Origin of the sequence: uncultured Phascolarctobacterium sp. (genome assembly GCF_958349595.1) — a bacterium.
GTDB lineage: Bacteria > Bacillota > Negativicutes > Acidaminococcales > Acidaminococcaceae > Phascolarctobacterium.
Genome location: NZ_CATWDQ010000002.1, coordinates 317,962 through 334,297, shown reverse-complemented (window position 1 = coordinate 334,297; position 16,336 = coordinate 317,962). Strand labels below are relative to the sequence as shown.

Annotated in this window: 17 protein-coding genes and 1 other annotated feature; of the genes, 5 read left to right on the top strand and 12 right to left on the bottom strand. The window is 51.4% G+C overall.

Annotated features, from left to right (window positions below):
- Nucleotides 1-163: 163 nt before the first annotated feature.
- The 3 genes from Q4G98_RS03195 to Q4G98_RS03185 form a co-directional block, all read right to left on the bottom strand.
- Nucleotides 164-961 (bottom strand): C39 family peptidase, encoded by a 798-nt coding sequence (locus Q4G98_RS03195; protein ID WP_301961831.1) that lies wholly within the window; start codon nucleotides 959-961, stop codon nucleotides 164-166.
- Between the two features lie 16 nt (nucleotides 962-977).
- On the bottom strand, nucleotides 978-2,480 hold the full coding sequence (locus Q4G98_RS03190; protein ID WP_298563495.1) for a CCA tRNA nucleotidyltransferase: 1,503 nt from the start codon (nucleotides 2,478-2,480) through the stop codon (nucleotides 978-980).
- A gap of 72 nt (nucleotides 2,481-2,552) precedes the next feature.
- On the bottom strand, nucleotides 2,553-3,383 hold the full coding sequence (locus tag Q4G98_RS03185; protein ID WP_298563496.1) for an arylamine N-acetyltransferase: 831 nt from the start codon (nucleotides 3,381-3,383) through the stop codon (nucleotides 2,553-2,555).
- 172 nt (nucleotides 3,384-3,555) lie between these two features.
- Here Q4G98_RS03185 and Q4G98_RS03180 point away from each other — a divergent pair, with 172 nt between their 5' ends.
- Nucleotides 3,556-3,756 carry a 4Fe-4S binding protein gene (locus Q4G98_RS03180; RefSeq protein ID WP_293663075.1) on the top strand — a complete coding sequence of 67 codons (201 nt, stop codon included), beginning with the start codon at nucleotides 3,556-3,558 and terminating at the stop codon, nucleotides 3,754-3,756.
- Nucleotides 3,749-4,324 (top strand): 4Fe-4S binding protein, encoded by a 576-nt coding sequence (locus Q4G98_RS03175; protein ID WP_301961830.1) that lies wholly within the window; start codon nucleotides 3,749-3,751, stop codon nucleotides 4,322-4,324. Before Q4G98_RS03180 ends, Q4G98_RS03175 begins: the two co-directional genes overlap by 8 nt.
- Nucleotides 4,325-4,384: 60 nt before the next feature.
- On the opposite strand, the gene Q4G98_RS03170 is transcribed toward Q4G98_RS03175, so the two are convergent.
- Nucleotides 4,385-5,200, bottom strand: a complete 816-nt coding sequence (locus tag Q4G98_RS03170; protein WP_298563501.1) for a methyltransferase domain-containing protein — start codon at nucleotides 5,198-5,200, stop codon at nucleotides 4,385-4,387.
- Nucleotides 5,201-5,410: 210 nt separating this feature from the next.
- Here Q4G98_RS03170 and Q4G98_RS03165 point away from each other — a divergent pair, with 210 nt between their 5' ends.
- Nucleotides 5,411-5,914, top strand: a complete 504-nt coding sequence (locus tag Q4G98_RS03165; RefSeq protein ID WP_298563503.1) for a GNAT family N-acetyltransferase — start codon at nucleotides 5,411-5,413, stop codon at nucleotides 5,912-5,914.
- 160 nt (nucleotides 5,915-6,074) lie between these two features.
- Nucleotides 6,075-7,154, top strand: coding sequence for a ribosome small subunit-dependent GTPase A (rsgA, locus tag Q4G98_RS03160; RefSeq protein WP_298563505.1), 1,080 nt, complete (start codon nucleotides 6,075-6,077; stop codon nucleotides 7,152-7,154).
- 64 nt (nucleotides 7,155-7,218) lie between these two features.
- Here rsgA and ilvB read toward each other — a convergent pair whose 3' ends face one another.
- From ilvB to ilvN, 6 genes are all read right to left on the bottom strand, one after another.
- On the bottom strand, nucleotides 7,219-8,874 hold the full coding sequence (ilvB, locus tag Q4G98_RS03155) for a biosynthetic-type acetolactate synthase large subunit (RefSeq protein ID WP_298563506.1): 1,656 nt from the start codon (nucleotides 8,872-8,874) through the stop codon (nucleotides 7,219-7,221).
- A 32-nt stretch (nucleotides 8,875-8,906) separates the two neighbouring features.
- Complete coding sequence (leuB, locus tag Q4G98_RS03150; RefSeq protein ID WP_293663034.1) at nucleotides 8,907-9,977, bottom strand: 3-isopropylmalate dehydrogenase; 1,071 nt, start codon at nucleotides 9,975-9,977, stop codon at nucleotides 8,907-8,909.
- Complete coding sequence (locus Q4G98_RS03145; protein WP_293663032.1) at nucleotides 9,977-10,459, bottom strand: 3-isopropylmalate dehydratase small subunit; 483 nt, start codon at nucleotides 10,457-10,459, stop codon at nucleotides 9,977-9,979. The genes leuB and Q4G98_RS03145 overlap by 1 nt, the downstream gene beginning before the upstream one ends.
- On the bottom strand, nucleotides 10,456-11,718 hold the full coding sequence (gene leuC, locus Q4G98_RS03140) for a 3-isopropylmalate dehydratase large subunit (protein WP_177560967.1): 1,263 nt from the start codon (nucleotides 11,716-11,718) through the stop codon (nucleotides 10,456-10,458). The genes Q4G98_RS03145 and leuC overlap by 4 nt, the downstream gene beginning before the upstream one ends.
- A 73-nt stretch (nucleotides 11,719-11,791) precedes the next feature.
- The gene (gene ilvC / locus Q4G98_RS03135; protein WP_177560968.1) at nucleotides 11,792-12,784 is read right to left on the bottom strand and encodes a ketol-acid reductoisomerase; all 993 of its coding nucleotides are present in this window, start codon (nucleotides 12,782-12,784) and stop codon (nucleotides 11,792-11,794) included.
- A 57-nt stretch (nucleotides 12,785-12,841) separates the two neighbouring features.
- The gene (gene ilvN / locus Q4G98_RS03130; RefSeq protein ID WP_177560969.1) at nucleotides 12,842-13,381 is read right to left on the bottom strand and encodes an acetolactate synthase small subunit; all 540 of its coding nucleotides are present in this window, start codon (nucleotides 13,379-13,381) and stop codon (nucleotides 12,842-12,844) included.
- A gap of 53 nt (nucleotides 13,382-13,434) precedes the next feature.
- Nucleotides 13,435-13,654: a binding site (T-box leader), on the bottom strand.
- 205 nt (nucleotides 13,655-13,859) lie between these two features.
- Between ilvN and Q4G98_RS03125 the strand changes: the two genes are divergently transcribed.
- Nucleotides 13,860-14,432: a xanthine phosphoribosyltransferase gene (locus Q4G98_RS03125; RefSeq protein ID WP_298563510.1), complete on the top strand. Its 573-nt coding sequence runs from the start codon at nucleotides 13,860-13,862 to the stop codon at nucleotides 14,430-14,432.
- 52 nt (nucleotides 14,433-14,484) lie between these two features.
- Here the strand turns inward: Q4G98_RS03125 and Q4G98_RS03120 are convergent, their stop codons facing one another.
- Together Q4G98_RS03120 and serA are read right to left on the bottom strand one after the other, a co-directional pair.
- Nucleotides 14,485-14,634, bottom strand: a complete 150-nt coding sequence (locus Q4G98_RS03120) for a hypothetical protein (RefSeq protein WP_177560971.1) — start codon at nucleotides 14,632-14,634, stop codon at nucleotides 14,485-14,487.
- Between the two features lie 3 nt (nucleotides 14,635-14,637).
- On the bottom strand, nucleotides 14,638-16,212 hold the full coding sequence (serA, locus tag Q4G98_RS03115) for a phosphoglycerate dehydrogenase (protein WP_298563512.1): 1,575 nt from the start codon (nucleotides 16,210-16,212) through the stop codon (nucleotides 14,638-14,640).
- Nucleotides 16,213-16,336: the final 124 nt, after the last annotated feature.

The window sequence follows — 16,336 nt, the reverse complement described above, 5'->3', positions numbered from 1 at the left end:
CTTTGGGTACCTTTCTTACCCAAGAAAGGTACAAGTCAAAAACGAAAAAACTTTTAGACTTTCTTTCAAGAAAGCGACATAAACAAAAAACGAAAAAAGGACATAAAAAACAAACCGCAGACTTGCATAAGCAAGTCTGCGGTTTGTTTTTATTTATACTTTTTTATTGTGCGGCCTGAGCCGGCGTTTTCATATCTACCAGCGGCTCATAGCCCGCCGGCGGTTCGGCCGCCAGCCACTGCTGTTTGCGGTCGCCTGCGGCAAACAGATGCGAGTCGAACCACATATAGAAGAATTTTTCAGCCGGCACAACGACATAGCCGTCCTGCAGATGATCGGCTGTATCATAAGGATCGGCCATGATCAGCACGTCGCTGCTGGTGATGTCGTCCGTACCCATGGTATCGTAACCGATAATGATGCGCCAGTGTCCGCCCCAGTCTACGTTTTCGACCATGATGGGGACATTACGCCTGAGATGATCAAGCACAAAGTTTTTAAATTCCTGCGTATTCTGCGGCGTTTTATCTTTATCAGCCGACGAAGTTACCTGCCAGCCTTTTTTCTTAAAATATTTGACCATGCCTTTAGTATTGGTACCGGTGTAAGCTTTGGTGCCCATGATCTTTCCGATGGCCAGCTCGTCTTCCTCGCTGCGTCCCAGGAAATGCTCGACCACCATCAGTGCTGCAGCAGGGCCGCAGGTATATTCGGTCGTCTGCTGATAGGTACGGAACCTGGGCAGCAGCACCAGCGAATCAGTAGGCTGCATATTATAAAAATCAAGCTGCTGAAAATAAGGTGATTTCGGCACATTGGCCAGTCCGTTATAAGACGAAGCCCCGGCGCTTTTGGTATCATACCCCTGCGGATACGGTATCTGATTTTCGTTGCTCATACCCAACAGCAGTAAAGCTGCTGTTGCAATCAGCAGTGCAGTAAACAGTTTCTTTTGTGGCATTAGTTTCCCTTCTTTCTCAGTGACGTTTCTGCCAGCCCCTGACCGCATCCTCTAAAGCGGTCTTTTCGTTAGGCAGATTGGTGCTTTGCACTCTCTGTAATAAATATTGCATGGCGGCTCTGATCCTGCTTTTATCTTCTAAAAGCGCAAGCACGTCATGGCCGCTGACTGCCAGATCTTTAGTATGGACAGGCATCTTGCTGCGGGCCAGTTCCAGCACCGCTTCCCCTAAAGCACGCCCTTCCGCCATCAGTTCGGTATTCTTACCGGCGTGAGTCGCGCCCATATCTGCTAAAAATACTGCTACCAGCTGCTCAAAAGCAACTGTCATTTCGTGATTATCTTTAAAGATCCCGCTGGCAGCCTCGCTGCGCAGCCAGCGCAGCAGGGTCCGTTCGCCGGTAACCAGCATGGGCGCAAAGCGCATATGCCTTGCCACCAGCCAGACTACTCTTTTGACAAAAGGAGCCGGGTAACGCAGCCTGTTTAAGATGACTTCTGCCATCACGGCGCTTTCAGCTTCGTGACCGTGGTCACTGGGCTGTCCTTCTTTATTCAGCTTGCGGATACCGGGCAGGCCTTTAGCTACATCGTGCAGCAGCAGAGCCCAGCGGATCGCCAGCTGGCGCGGGCTGTTATCGATAGCCGCCAGAGTATGCTCCCACACATTGTAACAGTGAAAACGCGGGTTCTGCGGTAATCCTGCCAAATGCTCCAGCTCCGGTAAAACATCGATTTCCCGATAAGCCCCCTGTTCACGCACACGGCAGCGTCCAGCAGCCAACCCGGTCGCCAACAGCAGCATCAGGCCTTTGCCGGCCCATTTGCCTAGCAGCAGCTTGTCCAGCTCCGTCCGTACCCGCTCCAACGACAGTCCGGCGCTGCGGCTGACAGGAAAGCTGTAGCTGTGCGGCAGGTAATAGGGAGTATTGGCCGCGCCAAATGCCGGCCCTGCACCCTGCTGCTGCACATAATCAAACCCCAGCTGCCCCACAAAGCGGCAAGCCCGGTACATGCGCAGCGCATCTTCCTGATAACGGCGCTCTGCAACACCGACAGTACGCAGTATTTGCTGCTGCAGGTCGAGCCGTCCGCCGTGATAATCATAAACATTGCCAGATAGATCCAGCGCCATGGCATTGACTGTAAAATCGCGCCGAGCCAGATCACTTCGCAGGTCGTTACAGTACCAGACCTGCTCCGGCTTATGGGCATCTACACCGTAGGCTTCGCCCCGGAAGGTGGCAACTTCGACTGTCTGGCCGTACTGATGCACAACGACGACGCCAAAGTTCTGTCCCAACTCGCCGATGACCGTGAATCCAGCCGGTTCCAGCAGTCCGATGACCTGTTCGGGGCGGGCGGAAGTCGCAACATCAAAGTCGCCGGGGACCTTTCCCAGCAGCAGATCACGTACAGCACCGCCAACTACATAGGCCTCATGGCCCTGCTCTGCCAGCAGCGTCAATATTCTGTTGATGATGGGCGGCAAAATAAATTGCCTGTTTTCAGCAGTCATAATCTCACTTTTTTTAATTAATTTATTCTATCATAAAATTTCAAATTTCAGCAATATTTCACACATAAAAATTTACTCACTCTGGTCGATACCGCCATGAGGCAGCGAATAATCGACGGCAATACCAAAGTATTCCCACAGCACGCCCTTCAAGTCGTCTTTAGTATTGATGGCATAACGGTACTTGACGCGCCCGCCCAGATAAAATTTTAAAAGATTGCCCCGGATCGTGATATTGCAGTCCTCACGAAACACCGAGATCGCCTTGCCTTTATTGATCGGTGAATCTGGGTGCAGGTCGGTATAAATACAGGCGGGAATAAAATCCATGTCCAGCTGCGGTTCTTCCGTGAAGCCAAACAGTCTTTTCCAGGGTTTGCGCCGTTCTTTCTGCCACAGCAGCCAGCCAAAAAAGGGATCGCGGCTGAATTTATAATCGCTGATACCGTCGCTCTGCACTTTCTCAACAGTCAGTTCCAGCGGGCAGCGCGGGCTTTCGCTGTTGACACCCACGTCAGTCAGGTATCTTCTGCCGTCCAGCGCTACGCACATTACCCGGTGCCGACGGATCTGATATTCTTCCAGCCGGTCGATAAAACGGGCCGCATAGCTGGTGACTTGATAACCCAAAGATTCCAGCAGCCAGTTATACAGACCGTTCAGCTCGAAGCAGATACCGCCGCGGTTCTTCATAATGATTTTGGCAAACATCTCGTCATGCTCCAGCGAAGTCAGTTTACCACTCAAAATATCCAGATTCTCATAGGGCACATATTTCAAATGCGCGTCCTGCAGCAGCTTCAGCGTTGCCAGGTCTGGTGCCGGTACGTTTTGCGGCAGGTGCAGCTTGCGCAGATATTGACATAATTGCCAATGGTTCATAAATGCGGTTTGCTTTTTCATTCCCATCACTCCATCTGCAATTATTCTCTTTCTTTTATTGTACCGCAAAATTGCGCCCAACGGCAGAAAAATTTCCTTTGCCGCAGCTGAGCTGCATTGAAGAAAATATGGCTAAAAGCGCATAAATAGGTTAAAATAAAGTTAGAATTAATCTTATCAGTGAGGCGATGAAATGGGCAATAAGCGTTACGCGCAAGTTGATAAAGAATATTGTGTAGCCTGTGGTACCTGTGTCAAGGTCTGTCCGAGGCAGGCGATCAGCGTTCCCGACGGTATCAGCGCCGTTGTAAATCCTGACCGCTGTATCGGCTGCGGTCTGTGCGCCCGCGAATGCCCGGCTTCGGTAATCAGGGTGGTGACTGCCGATGTCTAAACGCAATAACTGGTATGATTATCTTTGGCTGCTGACAGCGCTGTATCTGGCGCTGGGCTTTTTTAATATTCTTTTCGCCTGGCTGGGACTGCTGTGCTTTTTTATTCCGCTTATCATGGCTTCCTCCTTTGGCACCAAATCATACTGTAATAAATACTGCGGCCGTGGTCAGCTGTTCGAGCTTATTGGCAACAGCTGGAAGCTTTCGCCCAAACGCGATATTCCTGCCTGGCTGCGCTCACATACTTTCCGTTACGGCTTTTTACTGTTTTTTATGGCGATGTTTGTCAGTATGCTGTTTTCTACATATCTGGTCTTTACCAATGCTCTCCAGCTTCATCAGACAGTCCGCCTGCTGTGGAGTTTTGACGTACCCTGGCACTGGGCTTACAGCGGTGCAGCCGAGCCGTGGGTAGCGCAGTTTGCTTTCGGGTTTTACAGCATCATGATGACCTCCAGTGTTCTGGGTGTGATCACGCTGCTGCTGTTCAAACCACGCTCCTGGTGCGTTTATTGCCCTATGGGCACAGTAACGCAGCTCATCTGCCGCTGGAAGCACCACAAATAATAAGAATATAAGAAACAAAAAGTACACGTTTAACAACGTGTACTTTTTATTTCTGCCATTTTAACCCAACTTCCGGGCGATCAGCACATCCATGCAATGCTGATGTGGAATGCCACTGCTGTTACAGTCAAAGACGACCTGCTCGCTGCGGTGAAAATACCAGTCGCTGAAATAACCGCACAGCTCGCCGCTGCGCCAGACAGTGTCAGATGGTTCACCGTCAGGCGGCGGCGCAATGAAAGGTTTCTGCACAAATACGTTCAGGGCACAGATTCCTTCATTCTTAGTATGATCGCGATAATTTTTCAGCAGTTCATCCCTCAGCTCCGGTTTGATATAATGAAAAACGCCACTGGAAAAAATGATATCAAAATCACTTTGCAGTCGGTAATCCAACAGATTAGCCTTAAAAAAATTTATTTCCACATTACTGGCTGCCGCCAGCTGCTTTGCTTTATGCAAACCCTCATCAGCAATATCAAAAGCCGAAACCACATACCCGTTGCGGGCAAAAAAGACGGCGTCTTTACCTTCCCCACAGCCAATATCGAGCAACGTCCAGGAACGAACAGGAGGCTTCAGCTTCATTACTTCATAACACATCTCCGAGGGGGCGGTGCCCCAATAATATTCCTGCTCACGATATCTGCTTTCGTATTCACTGATTTTATTCTGCGAGATCAGATAACCCAGCAGCGCGTCGATACTGACTTCAAAAATACCCGCCAGCACGGGCAGCAGCGCTACATCAGGCAGCGTTTGCCCTGTTTCCCACTTAGACACCGCCTGAAAAGTAACGCCAACCTGCGCCGCCAGTTGTTCCTGCGTCATCCGGTGCTGTTTGCGCAGTCTGGTCAAATTTTCTGCTAATAACATGTTTCTCACCTCTTGCTTCAAGTATAACAAACTTCTCGGCAAACTCAATAACGTGTTTTTTGAAGGTTGGCACCAACTCAACTTTCGGTTGAGCTTAACCATTTGGATTGCCGGTATATCTTTGCTTAAACTCACCGCCGATATTGACAAATGCCCCCTGCATGGCATACGATGATAGCAGTATACCAGCACAGACAAAGGAGCAGGCTAATGTTATTGATCAGGCAGGAAACAGACAGCGACCTGGACGCTGTTTATACACTCATACAAACGGCTTTTGCCACAGCTGAGCACAGCGACGGTACAGAACAGGATCTGGTAGTGGCACTGCGCAGCAGCGATACCTTTATACCCGAACTTGCACTGGTAGCAGTCGCAGACGCAAAAATCGTCGGCTATATCATGTTCACCAAAGCCAGCGCCGGCGACCAAACGCTCCTGGTGCTGGCAGTGCTGCCTGATTATCAGCAACACGGTATCGGCAGCGCTTTGATCCGTGAAGGTCACCGTATCGCCAAAGAACTTGGTTACGGCTATATTTCCGTCCTGGGCAGCGATACGTATTATCCCCGTTTTGGTTATCAGCCCGCCGTGCAGTTGGGTCTGGAAGTTCCGGCAGGTATCCCCGCCGCCAATTTCATGGCGCTCAAACTGCGCCCCGAAGCTCCGCCGCTGTGCGGCCCCCTTCAATATGCCAAAGAGTTCGGTCTGTAATTTGCAGCACCGGCCTTAAGGATAAATCTGACAGAAAAGAGGAATGTTTTATGTTTAAATATGGTAAATCGGAGATTGCAGCAGACCGGGAGGTTTGCGTAAACTAATTTTTTGCCGAACCTCCCATAAGGCTTATAAACACCTTTAGGAGGATAAAAAATTGTCTAAAATAAATTTACAAACATTAGGATTTACCGATAAATTTGCTGAAGAAGCGGCCAGTTATGGCAGTTTCCCGGTTGGCCGTGTTGCGGCCCAGTTTAAGGATCTTTACCGGGTCGTGACAGAAGCCGGCGAAGTACTGGCCGGAGTTGCAGGCAAGCTGCGCTTTAACGCCGCCACACCTGCGGCTTTTCCTGCTGTGGGCGATTTCGTCCTGCTTGACCGCAGCGATAATACAACAGGCCAGGCAGTCATTCAACAGGTGCTGACACGCACAAGCGTCTTTGTCCGCAAAGCGGCCGGCACTGCGAGCACAGAACAGGTCGTCGCCAGCAATATCGATACGGTATTTATCTGTATGTCGCTGAACAGCGACTTTAACCTGCGCCGTCTGGAACGGTATTTAGCGATCGCCTGGAGCAGCGGCGCGCTGCCGGTAGTCGTTTTGACTAAAGCCGATCTGTGCGCTGACGTAGCGGCCAAAGTAAGTGAGGCAGAGTCTGTCGCCATCGGCACTAAAATTCTCGTCACTTCTTCACTGGCAGAAGACGGTCATGACCAGATCCTGCCTTATCTGCACTGCGGCAGCACCGCCGCTTTCATAGGTTCTTCCGGCGTAGGTAAATCGACGCTTATCAACCGTTTGGCAGGTACTGCTTTTGCCACCAGCGGCCTGAGAAACGACGACAAGGGCCGCCATACAACCACCAGACGGGAGCTGATCGTTCTTGCCGATGGCGGCGTAGTCATTGATACGCCGGGTATGCGGGAACTGGGTCTGGAAACTGCTGATCTGGCCAAAGGCTTTGCCGATATCGACGAACTGGCACAGCAGTGCCGCTTTCGGGATTGCACACACACCCACGAAACGGGCTGCGCTGTGCAGCAGGCCATACAAAACGGCAGCCTTGCCGCCGACAGGCTGGCCAGCTACCAGAAGCTGCAAAAAGAACTAAGCTATGCAGGACTGGACGCCAGACAGCTTGAAATGACCAAGCTCAATACGATGTTCAAAGACGTCGGCGGGATGAAAAATGCCCGCAGGTTCCTGCATAATAAAGATAAACGCAGGCGCTGACGGCATCAATGATACAGCTGTAAACAAAAGCAGCGTGTACTTTAAAGTACACGCTGCTTTACTATTACTGTTCTTTAAATTTGACAAAGTCACCGATACCCAGACCGGGCGTAACCATTGGCTGCACCATGTTTTTGGGGTCCAGCGCCACTTCGATGATATAAGGCGCGTCCAGCTCCATAGCTTTTTCCACTGCCGCTGCCAATGCTTCGGGCGTATCGACATGCTCGCCGGCTACGCCGAAGGCTTCGCCGTATTTGACAAAATCAACATAACCAGGCATTTCGCAGGAAGTAAAGCGTTTGTCGAACTGAACGGTTTGCAGCTGCCGGATCATACCCAGACCGCTGTTATTAAAAACAATAGCCGTTACTGGCAGCTTGTAGCTGGCAATGGTAAACAGCTCCGAGCCGGTCATTTTAAAACCACCGTCGCCGCTGATGCTGATCACGCGGCTCTTGGGCCGGGCCAGCTGAGCGCCCATGGCCGCCGGTAAACCGAAGCCCATTGTTCCCAGACCGCCGGAGGATAACCACTGGCGGGCAAACTGGATCTTGAGATGCTGGGCCGCCCACATCTGGTGCTGACCAACGTCAGTAGTGATGATATAATCCTTATCTTTGATAACGGGATTGAGCGCCTTAAAAAACTGCGGCGCAGCTTCGCCGCCAAAATCTTCGTCCATACTGGGCCAGCTTTCGATCAGCTGCCACCAGGCATCAAGATCATGCTTGACGCTGCCTGCCTCCAGCATTTGCAAAGTTGTGTTCATATGGCCGGAAATACCGATACTGGAATAAATATTTTTATCCAGCTCCGCCGGGTCGATATCCAGATGGATAACTGTTTTATTGGCGCTGTAGCTGCTGCGCTCGCCGGTAACACGGTCGTTGAAGCGGCTGCCGACAGCCAGGATCAGATCGGCCTCTTTAACGGCATTATTGGCGCGTTCATGTCCGTGCAGACCGGTCATACCCAAAAACAGGCTGCGGTAAGCACTGATCGCGCCAAGTCCCATCAGGGTACTGACGACCGGGATCCGCAGCTTTTCACACAGGTGCATGGCGTCGTATTCCGCATCGGCATTGATAACGCCGCCGCCCACCAGCATGACGGGCCGCCGGGAAGCGTTGATCGCCGCTACGGCGGCATCGATCTGCTGCTGCTCCGGCAATTCCTTCGGCAACGGCTCCAGCTCCTGAGCTTCGTACTCGATCAAAGCTGTCTGCACATCACGGGGCACGTCTACCAGCACCGGGCCGGGGCGGCCTGTTTTTGCCAGCTGAAACGCCAGCCGCAGTGTCTGCGCCAGATGTTCGGGCCGTTTGACCAGAAAATTATGCTTGGTGATCGGCATCGTGATGCCGGTGATATCTACTTCCTGAAAAGCGTCGCGGCCGATCATCGCTACCGGCACCTGTCCGGTGATCGCCACAACGGGGATCGAATCTAAAAAAGCATTGGCAAGCCCCGTGACCAGATTGGTCGCGCCGGGGCCGGAAGTGGCCACACAAACGCCGACCTGACCGCCTGCGCGGGCATAACCGTCAGCAGCATGGGCAGCGCCCTGTTCGTGTGCTGTCAGGATATGCCTGATCGTCGTCGATTCGCGCAAAGCGTCGTAAAAAGGCAGGATCGCCCCGCCGGGATAGCCAAAAACTGTAGTAACACCTTGCTCTGCCAAACATTTGACCATTACTTCTGCGCCGGTCATCTGCATAAACTCACTTCCTTCCACTCTTCAAAAATCCATCAGGCCAATTCGGCAGCGATCAGCTGACCCATCTGCGAGGTCGAAACCTTAGTCAGTCCTGCGCCGCAAAGGTCGGGCGTACGATAGCCTTTTTCCAGCACACGGTCGATCGCCGCTTCGATAGCGTCGGCAGCAGCATCCTGATTTAAGGAATACCGCAGCATCATGGCTACGGAATAGATCGTTCCCAGAGGATTGGCAATGCCCTGTCCGGCAATGTCGGGAGCGCTGCCGTGGATCGGCTCGTACATACCGGTGCTGTCGCCCAGGCTGGCTGAAGGCAGCATACCGATACTGCCGGCGATCACGGAAGCTTCATCCGAAAGGATATCGCCGAAAATATTATTGGTCAGCACTACGTCGAACTGGCCCGGATTGAGTACCAGCTGCATAGCGCAGTTATCTACATAAAAATTGTTCAGCTCAATGTCGCTGTAATCCTTAGCCTGCATTTCGCCGACGATACGGCGCCACATCCGCGAAGAAGCCAGCACATTGGCTTTATCGACAGAAGTTACCTTGCCGCGGCGCTTTTTAGCAGCTTCAAAAGCAAATTTGGCAATGCGCTCTACTTCGGGACGAGTATAGATCTCTACGTCGGAAGCAGTTTCCACGCCGTCGGCGTTAGGTGCTGCTTCGTTTTTAGCACCGAAATAAATACCGCCTGTCAGCTCGCGGACGATCAAAAGGTCTGTGCCTTCGACGCGTTCGTTTTTGAGCGGCGACAGATGCGCCACAAAGCGGGAAACCTTGATCGGGCGCAGGTTGCAGTACAGACCCAACGCTTTGCGGATACCCAACAGCCCTTTTTCAGGACGGATCTCGGGAGCTACATTATCCCATTTAGGGCCGCCGACAGCGCCTAAAAGTACGGCGTCGGCAGTTTTAGCCGAAGCGATAGTCGCCTCCGGCAGCGGTACGCCAGTAGCATCGATAGCGGCGCCGCCGATCAGTTGTCTGTCATATTCTATGGTCATACCGAATTTTTTAGCGGCGGCATCAAGGACTTCCACAGCGGCGTCAACGATCTCTACGCCAATGCCGTCGCCCGGCAGTAAAGTAATCTTCATTATTGCTGTTCTCCTTTGACATAGTTGATAAGGCCGCCGCAGTCGGCGATCTTCTGGATAAATTCAGGCAGCGGGCGGGTCTGGATCGTGAGGCCTTTATTAACAATCTTGATCTCGCCTTTAGCCATATCCACCTCTATTTCATCACCGGCTTCGATTTTTTCCACATCCTTACCGATTTCCAGCACCGGCAGGCCGATATTGATCGCATTGCGGTAAAAAATACGGGCAAAGCTGTCGGCAATGATACATTTTACACCTTTGACCTTGATGACCATCGGCGCATGCTCGCGCGAGGAGCCGCAGCCAAAATTCTTGCCGGCTACGATGTAGTCTCCGGGCTGTACGTTGGGTGCAAAGGTGGTGTCGATGTCTTCCATGGCATGCTCGGCCAATTCTTCAAAATCGGCAATATTCAAATAACGGGCGGGGATGATAACGTCGGTATCGACGTGGTCGCCGTAACGCCATACTTTACTCATTTCATTACCTCCTCGGGGCTGGTGATATAGCCTGTGATCGCGCTGGCTGCCGCCACATAGGGGCTGGCCAGATAGACCTCGCTGTCGACATGGCCCATACGGCCGCGGAAATTGCGGTTGGTAGTCGAAACAGCGCGTTCGCCTGCCGCCAGAATACCCATATAGCCGCCCAGGCACGGGCCGCAGGTAGGTGTGGAAACAGCAGCGCCGGCGTCGATAAAGGTATCGATATAGCCTAAGCGCATCGCTTCTTTATAGATCTCCTGCGTAGCAGGAATGATGATCGCACGCACATGCGGATGTACCTTGCGGCCCCGCATGATCTCGGCAGCCTGCTGCAAGTCTTCCAGACGGCCGTTAGTGCAGGAGCCGACAACGACCTGATCGATCTTGATATGGCCGGACTCGGCAGCCGGATGCGTATTTTCCGGCAGATGCGGATAGGAAACTACCGGCACCAGCTCGTCTAATTTAATAGTGATAACACGGTCATACACTGCATCAGCGTCGGCAGTTACCGCTTCCCACGGACGGCTGACGCGCCCTTTGAGGTAAGCGATGGTTTTTTCGTCTACCGGGAAAATGCCGTTTTTGCCGCCGGCTTCGATCGCCATATTACAGATAGTGAAGCGGTCAGCCATTTCCAGCTCAGCCACGCCATCCCCGCAGAATTCCAGCGACTGATAACGGGCACCGTCAACGCCGATCATGCCGATCAGCGTCAGGATGATATCCTTGCCTTTGACATACTTCGGCAGCTTGCCGGTCAGTTCTACCTTGATCGTAGCCGGGACCTTGAACCAGCTCGTGCCGCTGGCCATGGCCGCACCGATATCGGTTTGGCCCATGCCGGTACTGAGCGCATTCAGAGCGCCATAAGTACAAGTATGAGAATCGGCGCCGATAATGATCTCACCGGGGGCAACAAGGCCGCTGTCGGGCAAAAGCGCGTGCTCGATACCCATGCGTCCTACTTCAAAATAATTGGTGATCTCATGCTGGCGTGCAAAGTCGCGCAGACGTTTGCACATCATGGCCGATTTGATATCCTTGCACGGAGAAAAATGGTCCGGTACTAACGCGATCTTATCCTTATCAAAGACCGGGCGGCCGATTTTTTCAAATTCATCGATCGCCGGCGGGCCGGTGATGTCGTTAGCTAAAACCAAATCTACCTGGGCAACCAGCAGCTCGCCTGCCTGCACTGCGTCGCGGCCGGCATGTCTGGCCAGGATTTTTTCCGTCATTGTCATACCCATAACTATAACCCTCCTAGTTTATACGAAGCAGACCGCGGGGCCGCAGCCCCGCTCTGCCTAATGTGTGTACTGATTATTTTTTCATCCAGCTCATCATGCCGCGCAGGTTTTTACCCACCTCTTCGATCGGATGCTCGGCACCTTTACGGCGCATAGCATTGAAAGCAGGGCGGTTGGCCTGATTTTCAAGGATCCAGTTTTTAGCGAAGGTGCCGTCCTGGATCTCGGCCAGAACCTGTTTCATAGCGGCTTTGGTTTCATCGGTAATGATGCGTTTACCGGTCACATAGTCGCCGTATTCGGCAGTGTCGGAGATGGAATGACGCATTTTAGCCATACCGCCTTCATACATCAGGTCAACGATAAGCTTCATTTCATGCATACATTCAAAGAATGCGCTTTCCGGTTTGTAGCCTGCTTCGACCAGGGTTTCAAAACCGGCAGTGATCAGAGCGGTGATACCGCCGCAAAGTACGGCCTGTTCGCCGAAGAGGTCGGTTTCAGTCTCTTCACGAAAGGTAGTATCGAGTACGCCGGCACGGGTGCCGCCAATGCCTTTAGCATAAGCAAGCGCGATGTCATAGGCTTTGCCGCTGGCATCCTGATGTACGGCAACGAGGCAGGGCACGCCTGCGCCTTCGGTAAATACACGGCGAACGAGATGTCCGGGGCCTTTAGGAGCGACCATGAAGACATCGACGTCAGCAGGAGGCACGATCTGACCAAAATGGATGTTGAAACCATGCGCAAAAGCAAGCGCTGCGCCGGCTTTCAAATTCGGGGCAATATCTTTTTTGTAGGTAGCAGCCTGTTTCTCGTCAGGAATGAGCATCATTACTACGTCGGCAGCTTTGGCAGCGTCGGCGGCAGTCATAACAGTGAGGCCGGCAGCTTCTGCCTTAGCCCAGGATTTGGAGCCTTCATACAGACCTACGATAACTTTAGCGCCGCTTTCTTTTAAGTTAAGGGCATGTGCATGGCCTTGAGAACCATAACCAATAATAGCGATAGTCTTACCATTCAGCATTTCCCAGTTTGCGTCTTTGTCATAATACATTTTTACCATTGTCTCTACATCTCCTTTTAATTTACCAGTTTTATTTAAATTTGAGAACTGACTGTATCAGATAGCGGAATGCTTGCAGCTGCTTTGCGGCCAGGCATAACGCGATTTGCCGACATCCATTGCCGCATCGCCGCGTTCCAGTGCTACAAGACCGGTCTGCACCATTTCCAGAATACCGTAAGGACGCATCACATCGACAAAAGCATTCAGCTTATCGTCGATACCGGTCGCCAGAAAAATCAACGATTCGCCGGTAACGTCAACGGCATGGGCCCTGAAAACATCTGCCAGCCGCAGCAGCTCCAGCCGCTTCTCACCGGCGTGCACCTTGACCATGACCATACTGCGCTTGGCACTTGCTTTAGGCGGCAGGACTTTCACAGCCTCTACCTCGACCAGCTTGGCCAACTGCTTGCAGACCTGCTTGATCGTTGCGTCGTCAGCCTGCATGGTAACAGTCATCCGCGAAAATTCAGGATTTTGCGTAATGCCGACAGCCAGACTGTCGATATTGAACCCGCGCCGCGAAAACATACCTGCGACCCGCATCAAAACACCGGGCTGATTGCGCACTACGATAGATAGGATCTGCTCCATTTTGCCACCTCCCATGAAAATTGGTATAAAAAAACGCCCCCACCTGCTTAGCAGACAGGGGCGACTTTCACCGCGGTACCACCCTAATTTGACCTCATTGTCTCAGAGCCATAGCTCCAAACGCCTAACGCTGCGCCGGCGTCGCCTCCTACTGTAAATTCAGAGACGCGGCTCCCGGGTGAGTCTCATTACTGTACCGTTACGGCTTGCACCAACCGCCGTTTCTCTCTGCCCGGTATTATCAGCAACTTTATTCCCGTTCACTGCCTTTATTATCAAGTTGTACAAACAAAAACTAATTTGTTCGTGCTATGTTTTACATTATGCCAGCATTTTCTATGCTTGTCAAGATTTTTTTGTATCATTCTTTTGTGATTTTTCTGAATTTTGTTTTTTCTTTACAAAATCACTGGACTAAATCTCAATAATATCATATCCTATAATATTATAAGAAAGTAAAAAGTTCGAGGTGCTATCCATGAAACTGCTCAAAGAAAAAATCATGTCCGAAGGCCTGGTCTTAAATGACGCTATTTTAAAGGTAGATTCTTTTTTAAACCATCAGATCGACCCGGAGCTGATGATGGAGATCGGCAAAGAATTTCACCGCCGTTTTGCCGGCTGCGGCATTACAAAAATCTTTACCATCGAATCCTCAGGTATCGCCTGCGCTTTGCCAACAGGGTTGTGCCTGCATGTACCGGTAGTCTTCGCCCGCAAACAGAAATCGGTGCTGATGAGCAGCGAGGCTTACAGTACCAAAGTCTATTCGTTTACCAAAAAAGTCACCAGCGACGTGACTGTACTGAAAAAGTTTTTACCAGCCGGTGAAAAGGTCCTCATCATCGACGACTTTTTAGCTAACGGTGAAGCGGCTCTCGGTCTGGCCAACATCGTCCAGCAGGCCGGCAGCGAAGTAGTCGGCATCGGCATCGTGATCGAAAAATCCTTCCAGCCGGGGCGTCAGCGTTTGATCGACGCCGGCTTCCGCGTCGAATCGCTGGCCCGTGTCCAAGCCTTTAAGGACGGCAAAGTGATTTTTGCAGAATGATTTATCTGCTGATATGCAAATACCCGTTACTCAATGAGTAACGGGTATTTTTTTAATCATTACGATGTCTGTATTTAATAAACATATGACAAGCAGCAAGCATCATCACAATATAAGCAAGCAGATTGATATCATCGTTCAGGTCTTTAAAGACGACGTACCCCATTAAAACAATGATACCGATTTCTCTGTTAAAGCTCATACCTTACAGCTTCACAAGATTGACCTGCAGGATACCGTCAAGCCCCTGCAGCAGTTTCAGAGTTTCTTTACCTACCTCGCTGTCCACAGTCATGAACATCATGGCATTGCCGTCTTTAAGATTACGGCTGACCTGCATGGTAGCGATATTGACCTTGCTGGCACCTAAAAGCGTGCCGATCTGGCCGATCATGCCTGGTTTATCCTGATTGCGGGCCACCAGCATGAACGGAGCCGGAGTCAGGTCGAACTGATAGCCGTCGATCTCGATGACGCGGATCTCTTTTTCGCCAAAGACAGTACCGGCTACGGTAAAGACATTCCCTTTAGTATAGATCTTGACCTCTAAAAGATTGTGTTTGCCTGCGTGTTTGCTCTCTATAACATCAACCCCGCGGCTTTCAGCCGTCAGCGCTGCGTTGACATAATTAACGCGTTCCTTGAGGACAGGTTCAAAAACGCCTTTTAAAACAGCACGGGTCAGCATGCCTGTTTCCATATTGGCAACCTCGCCGGTATAGATGATCTCCACCTTTTCAACGGCTGCTTTTTCCAGCTGATAATACAGCTTGCCCAGGTATTCGCCCAAAGTCAGGTAACCCTGCATCTCTTCCAGCTCTGTCGGCTGCAAGGTTGGCAGATTGACTGCATTCGGCACCATTTCGCCATGCAGGGCCGCAATGACCTCTTCGGCAATGGCAATACCAACATTATCCTGCGCCTCGGTAGTATCGGCGCCCAGATGCGGCGTTAAAACACATTCCGGCAAATCGATCAGCGGTGAGATCGGTTTCGGCTCATCTACCAGCACATCGATACCGGCGCTGGCAACGATGCCTTCCTTGATCGCCGCTGCCAGATCATTTTCGTTGATCAGTCCGCCGCGGGCACAGTTGACAACGCGCACACCGCGTTTGCATTTGGCAAACTCTTGGGCGGTGATCATATTAAAAGTTTCTTCTGTTTTCGGCGTATGGATCGTAATAAAATCAGCCTGCTCCAGCAGTTCGTCCAAAGTTTCACATTTTTCAGCGCTGTATCTGCGGAAACGGGCATCGGCAATATAGGGATCATAAGCAATGATCTTCATACCGAAAGCCTGCAGCCTGGTAGCGACAAGTCCGCCGATACGTCCCAGCCCGATGATGCCCAGAGTTTTGCCCAAAAGCTCGCTGCCTTTCAGGCCACTGCGGTCCCAGACTCTGGATTCGATCATTTTATGAGCCTTGACCACGTTGCGGGAAGAGCTCAGCAGCAGGCCGATAGTATGCTCGGCTGCCGATACGATATTGGATTCCGGCGTGTTAACGACGATAATGCCGCGCTTCGTAGCACCCTCCATCTCGATATTGTCGACACCGTTGCCGGCACGGCCCACTACCTTTAAATTGGTCGCGTGTTTATAAAATTCTTCATTGATCTTCGTAACGCTGCGGACGACGATCGCATCATATTCAGGGATGATCTTCAACAGCTCTTCCCTTTCGATATCAAAACGTACGTCTACATCAAAATCCGGCACCGCCTGCAGCAGAGCCACACCTTTGTCGGAAATTTTTTCAGTTACAATAATTTTCATTGTCCATCGCTCCATTCACCTGTAAAATAAAAAACTCCCGGCTTGATCAATTACAATCAAGGACGAGAGTTCTACTCACGTGGTGCCACCTTTTTTCGCCGCATGATGCGGCCTCATTGCCGAT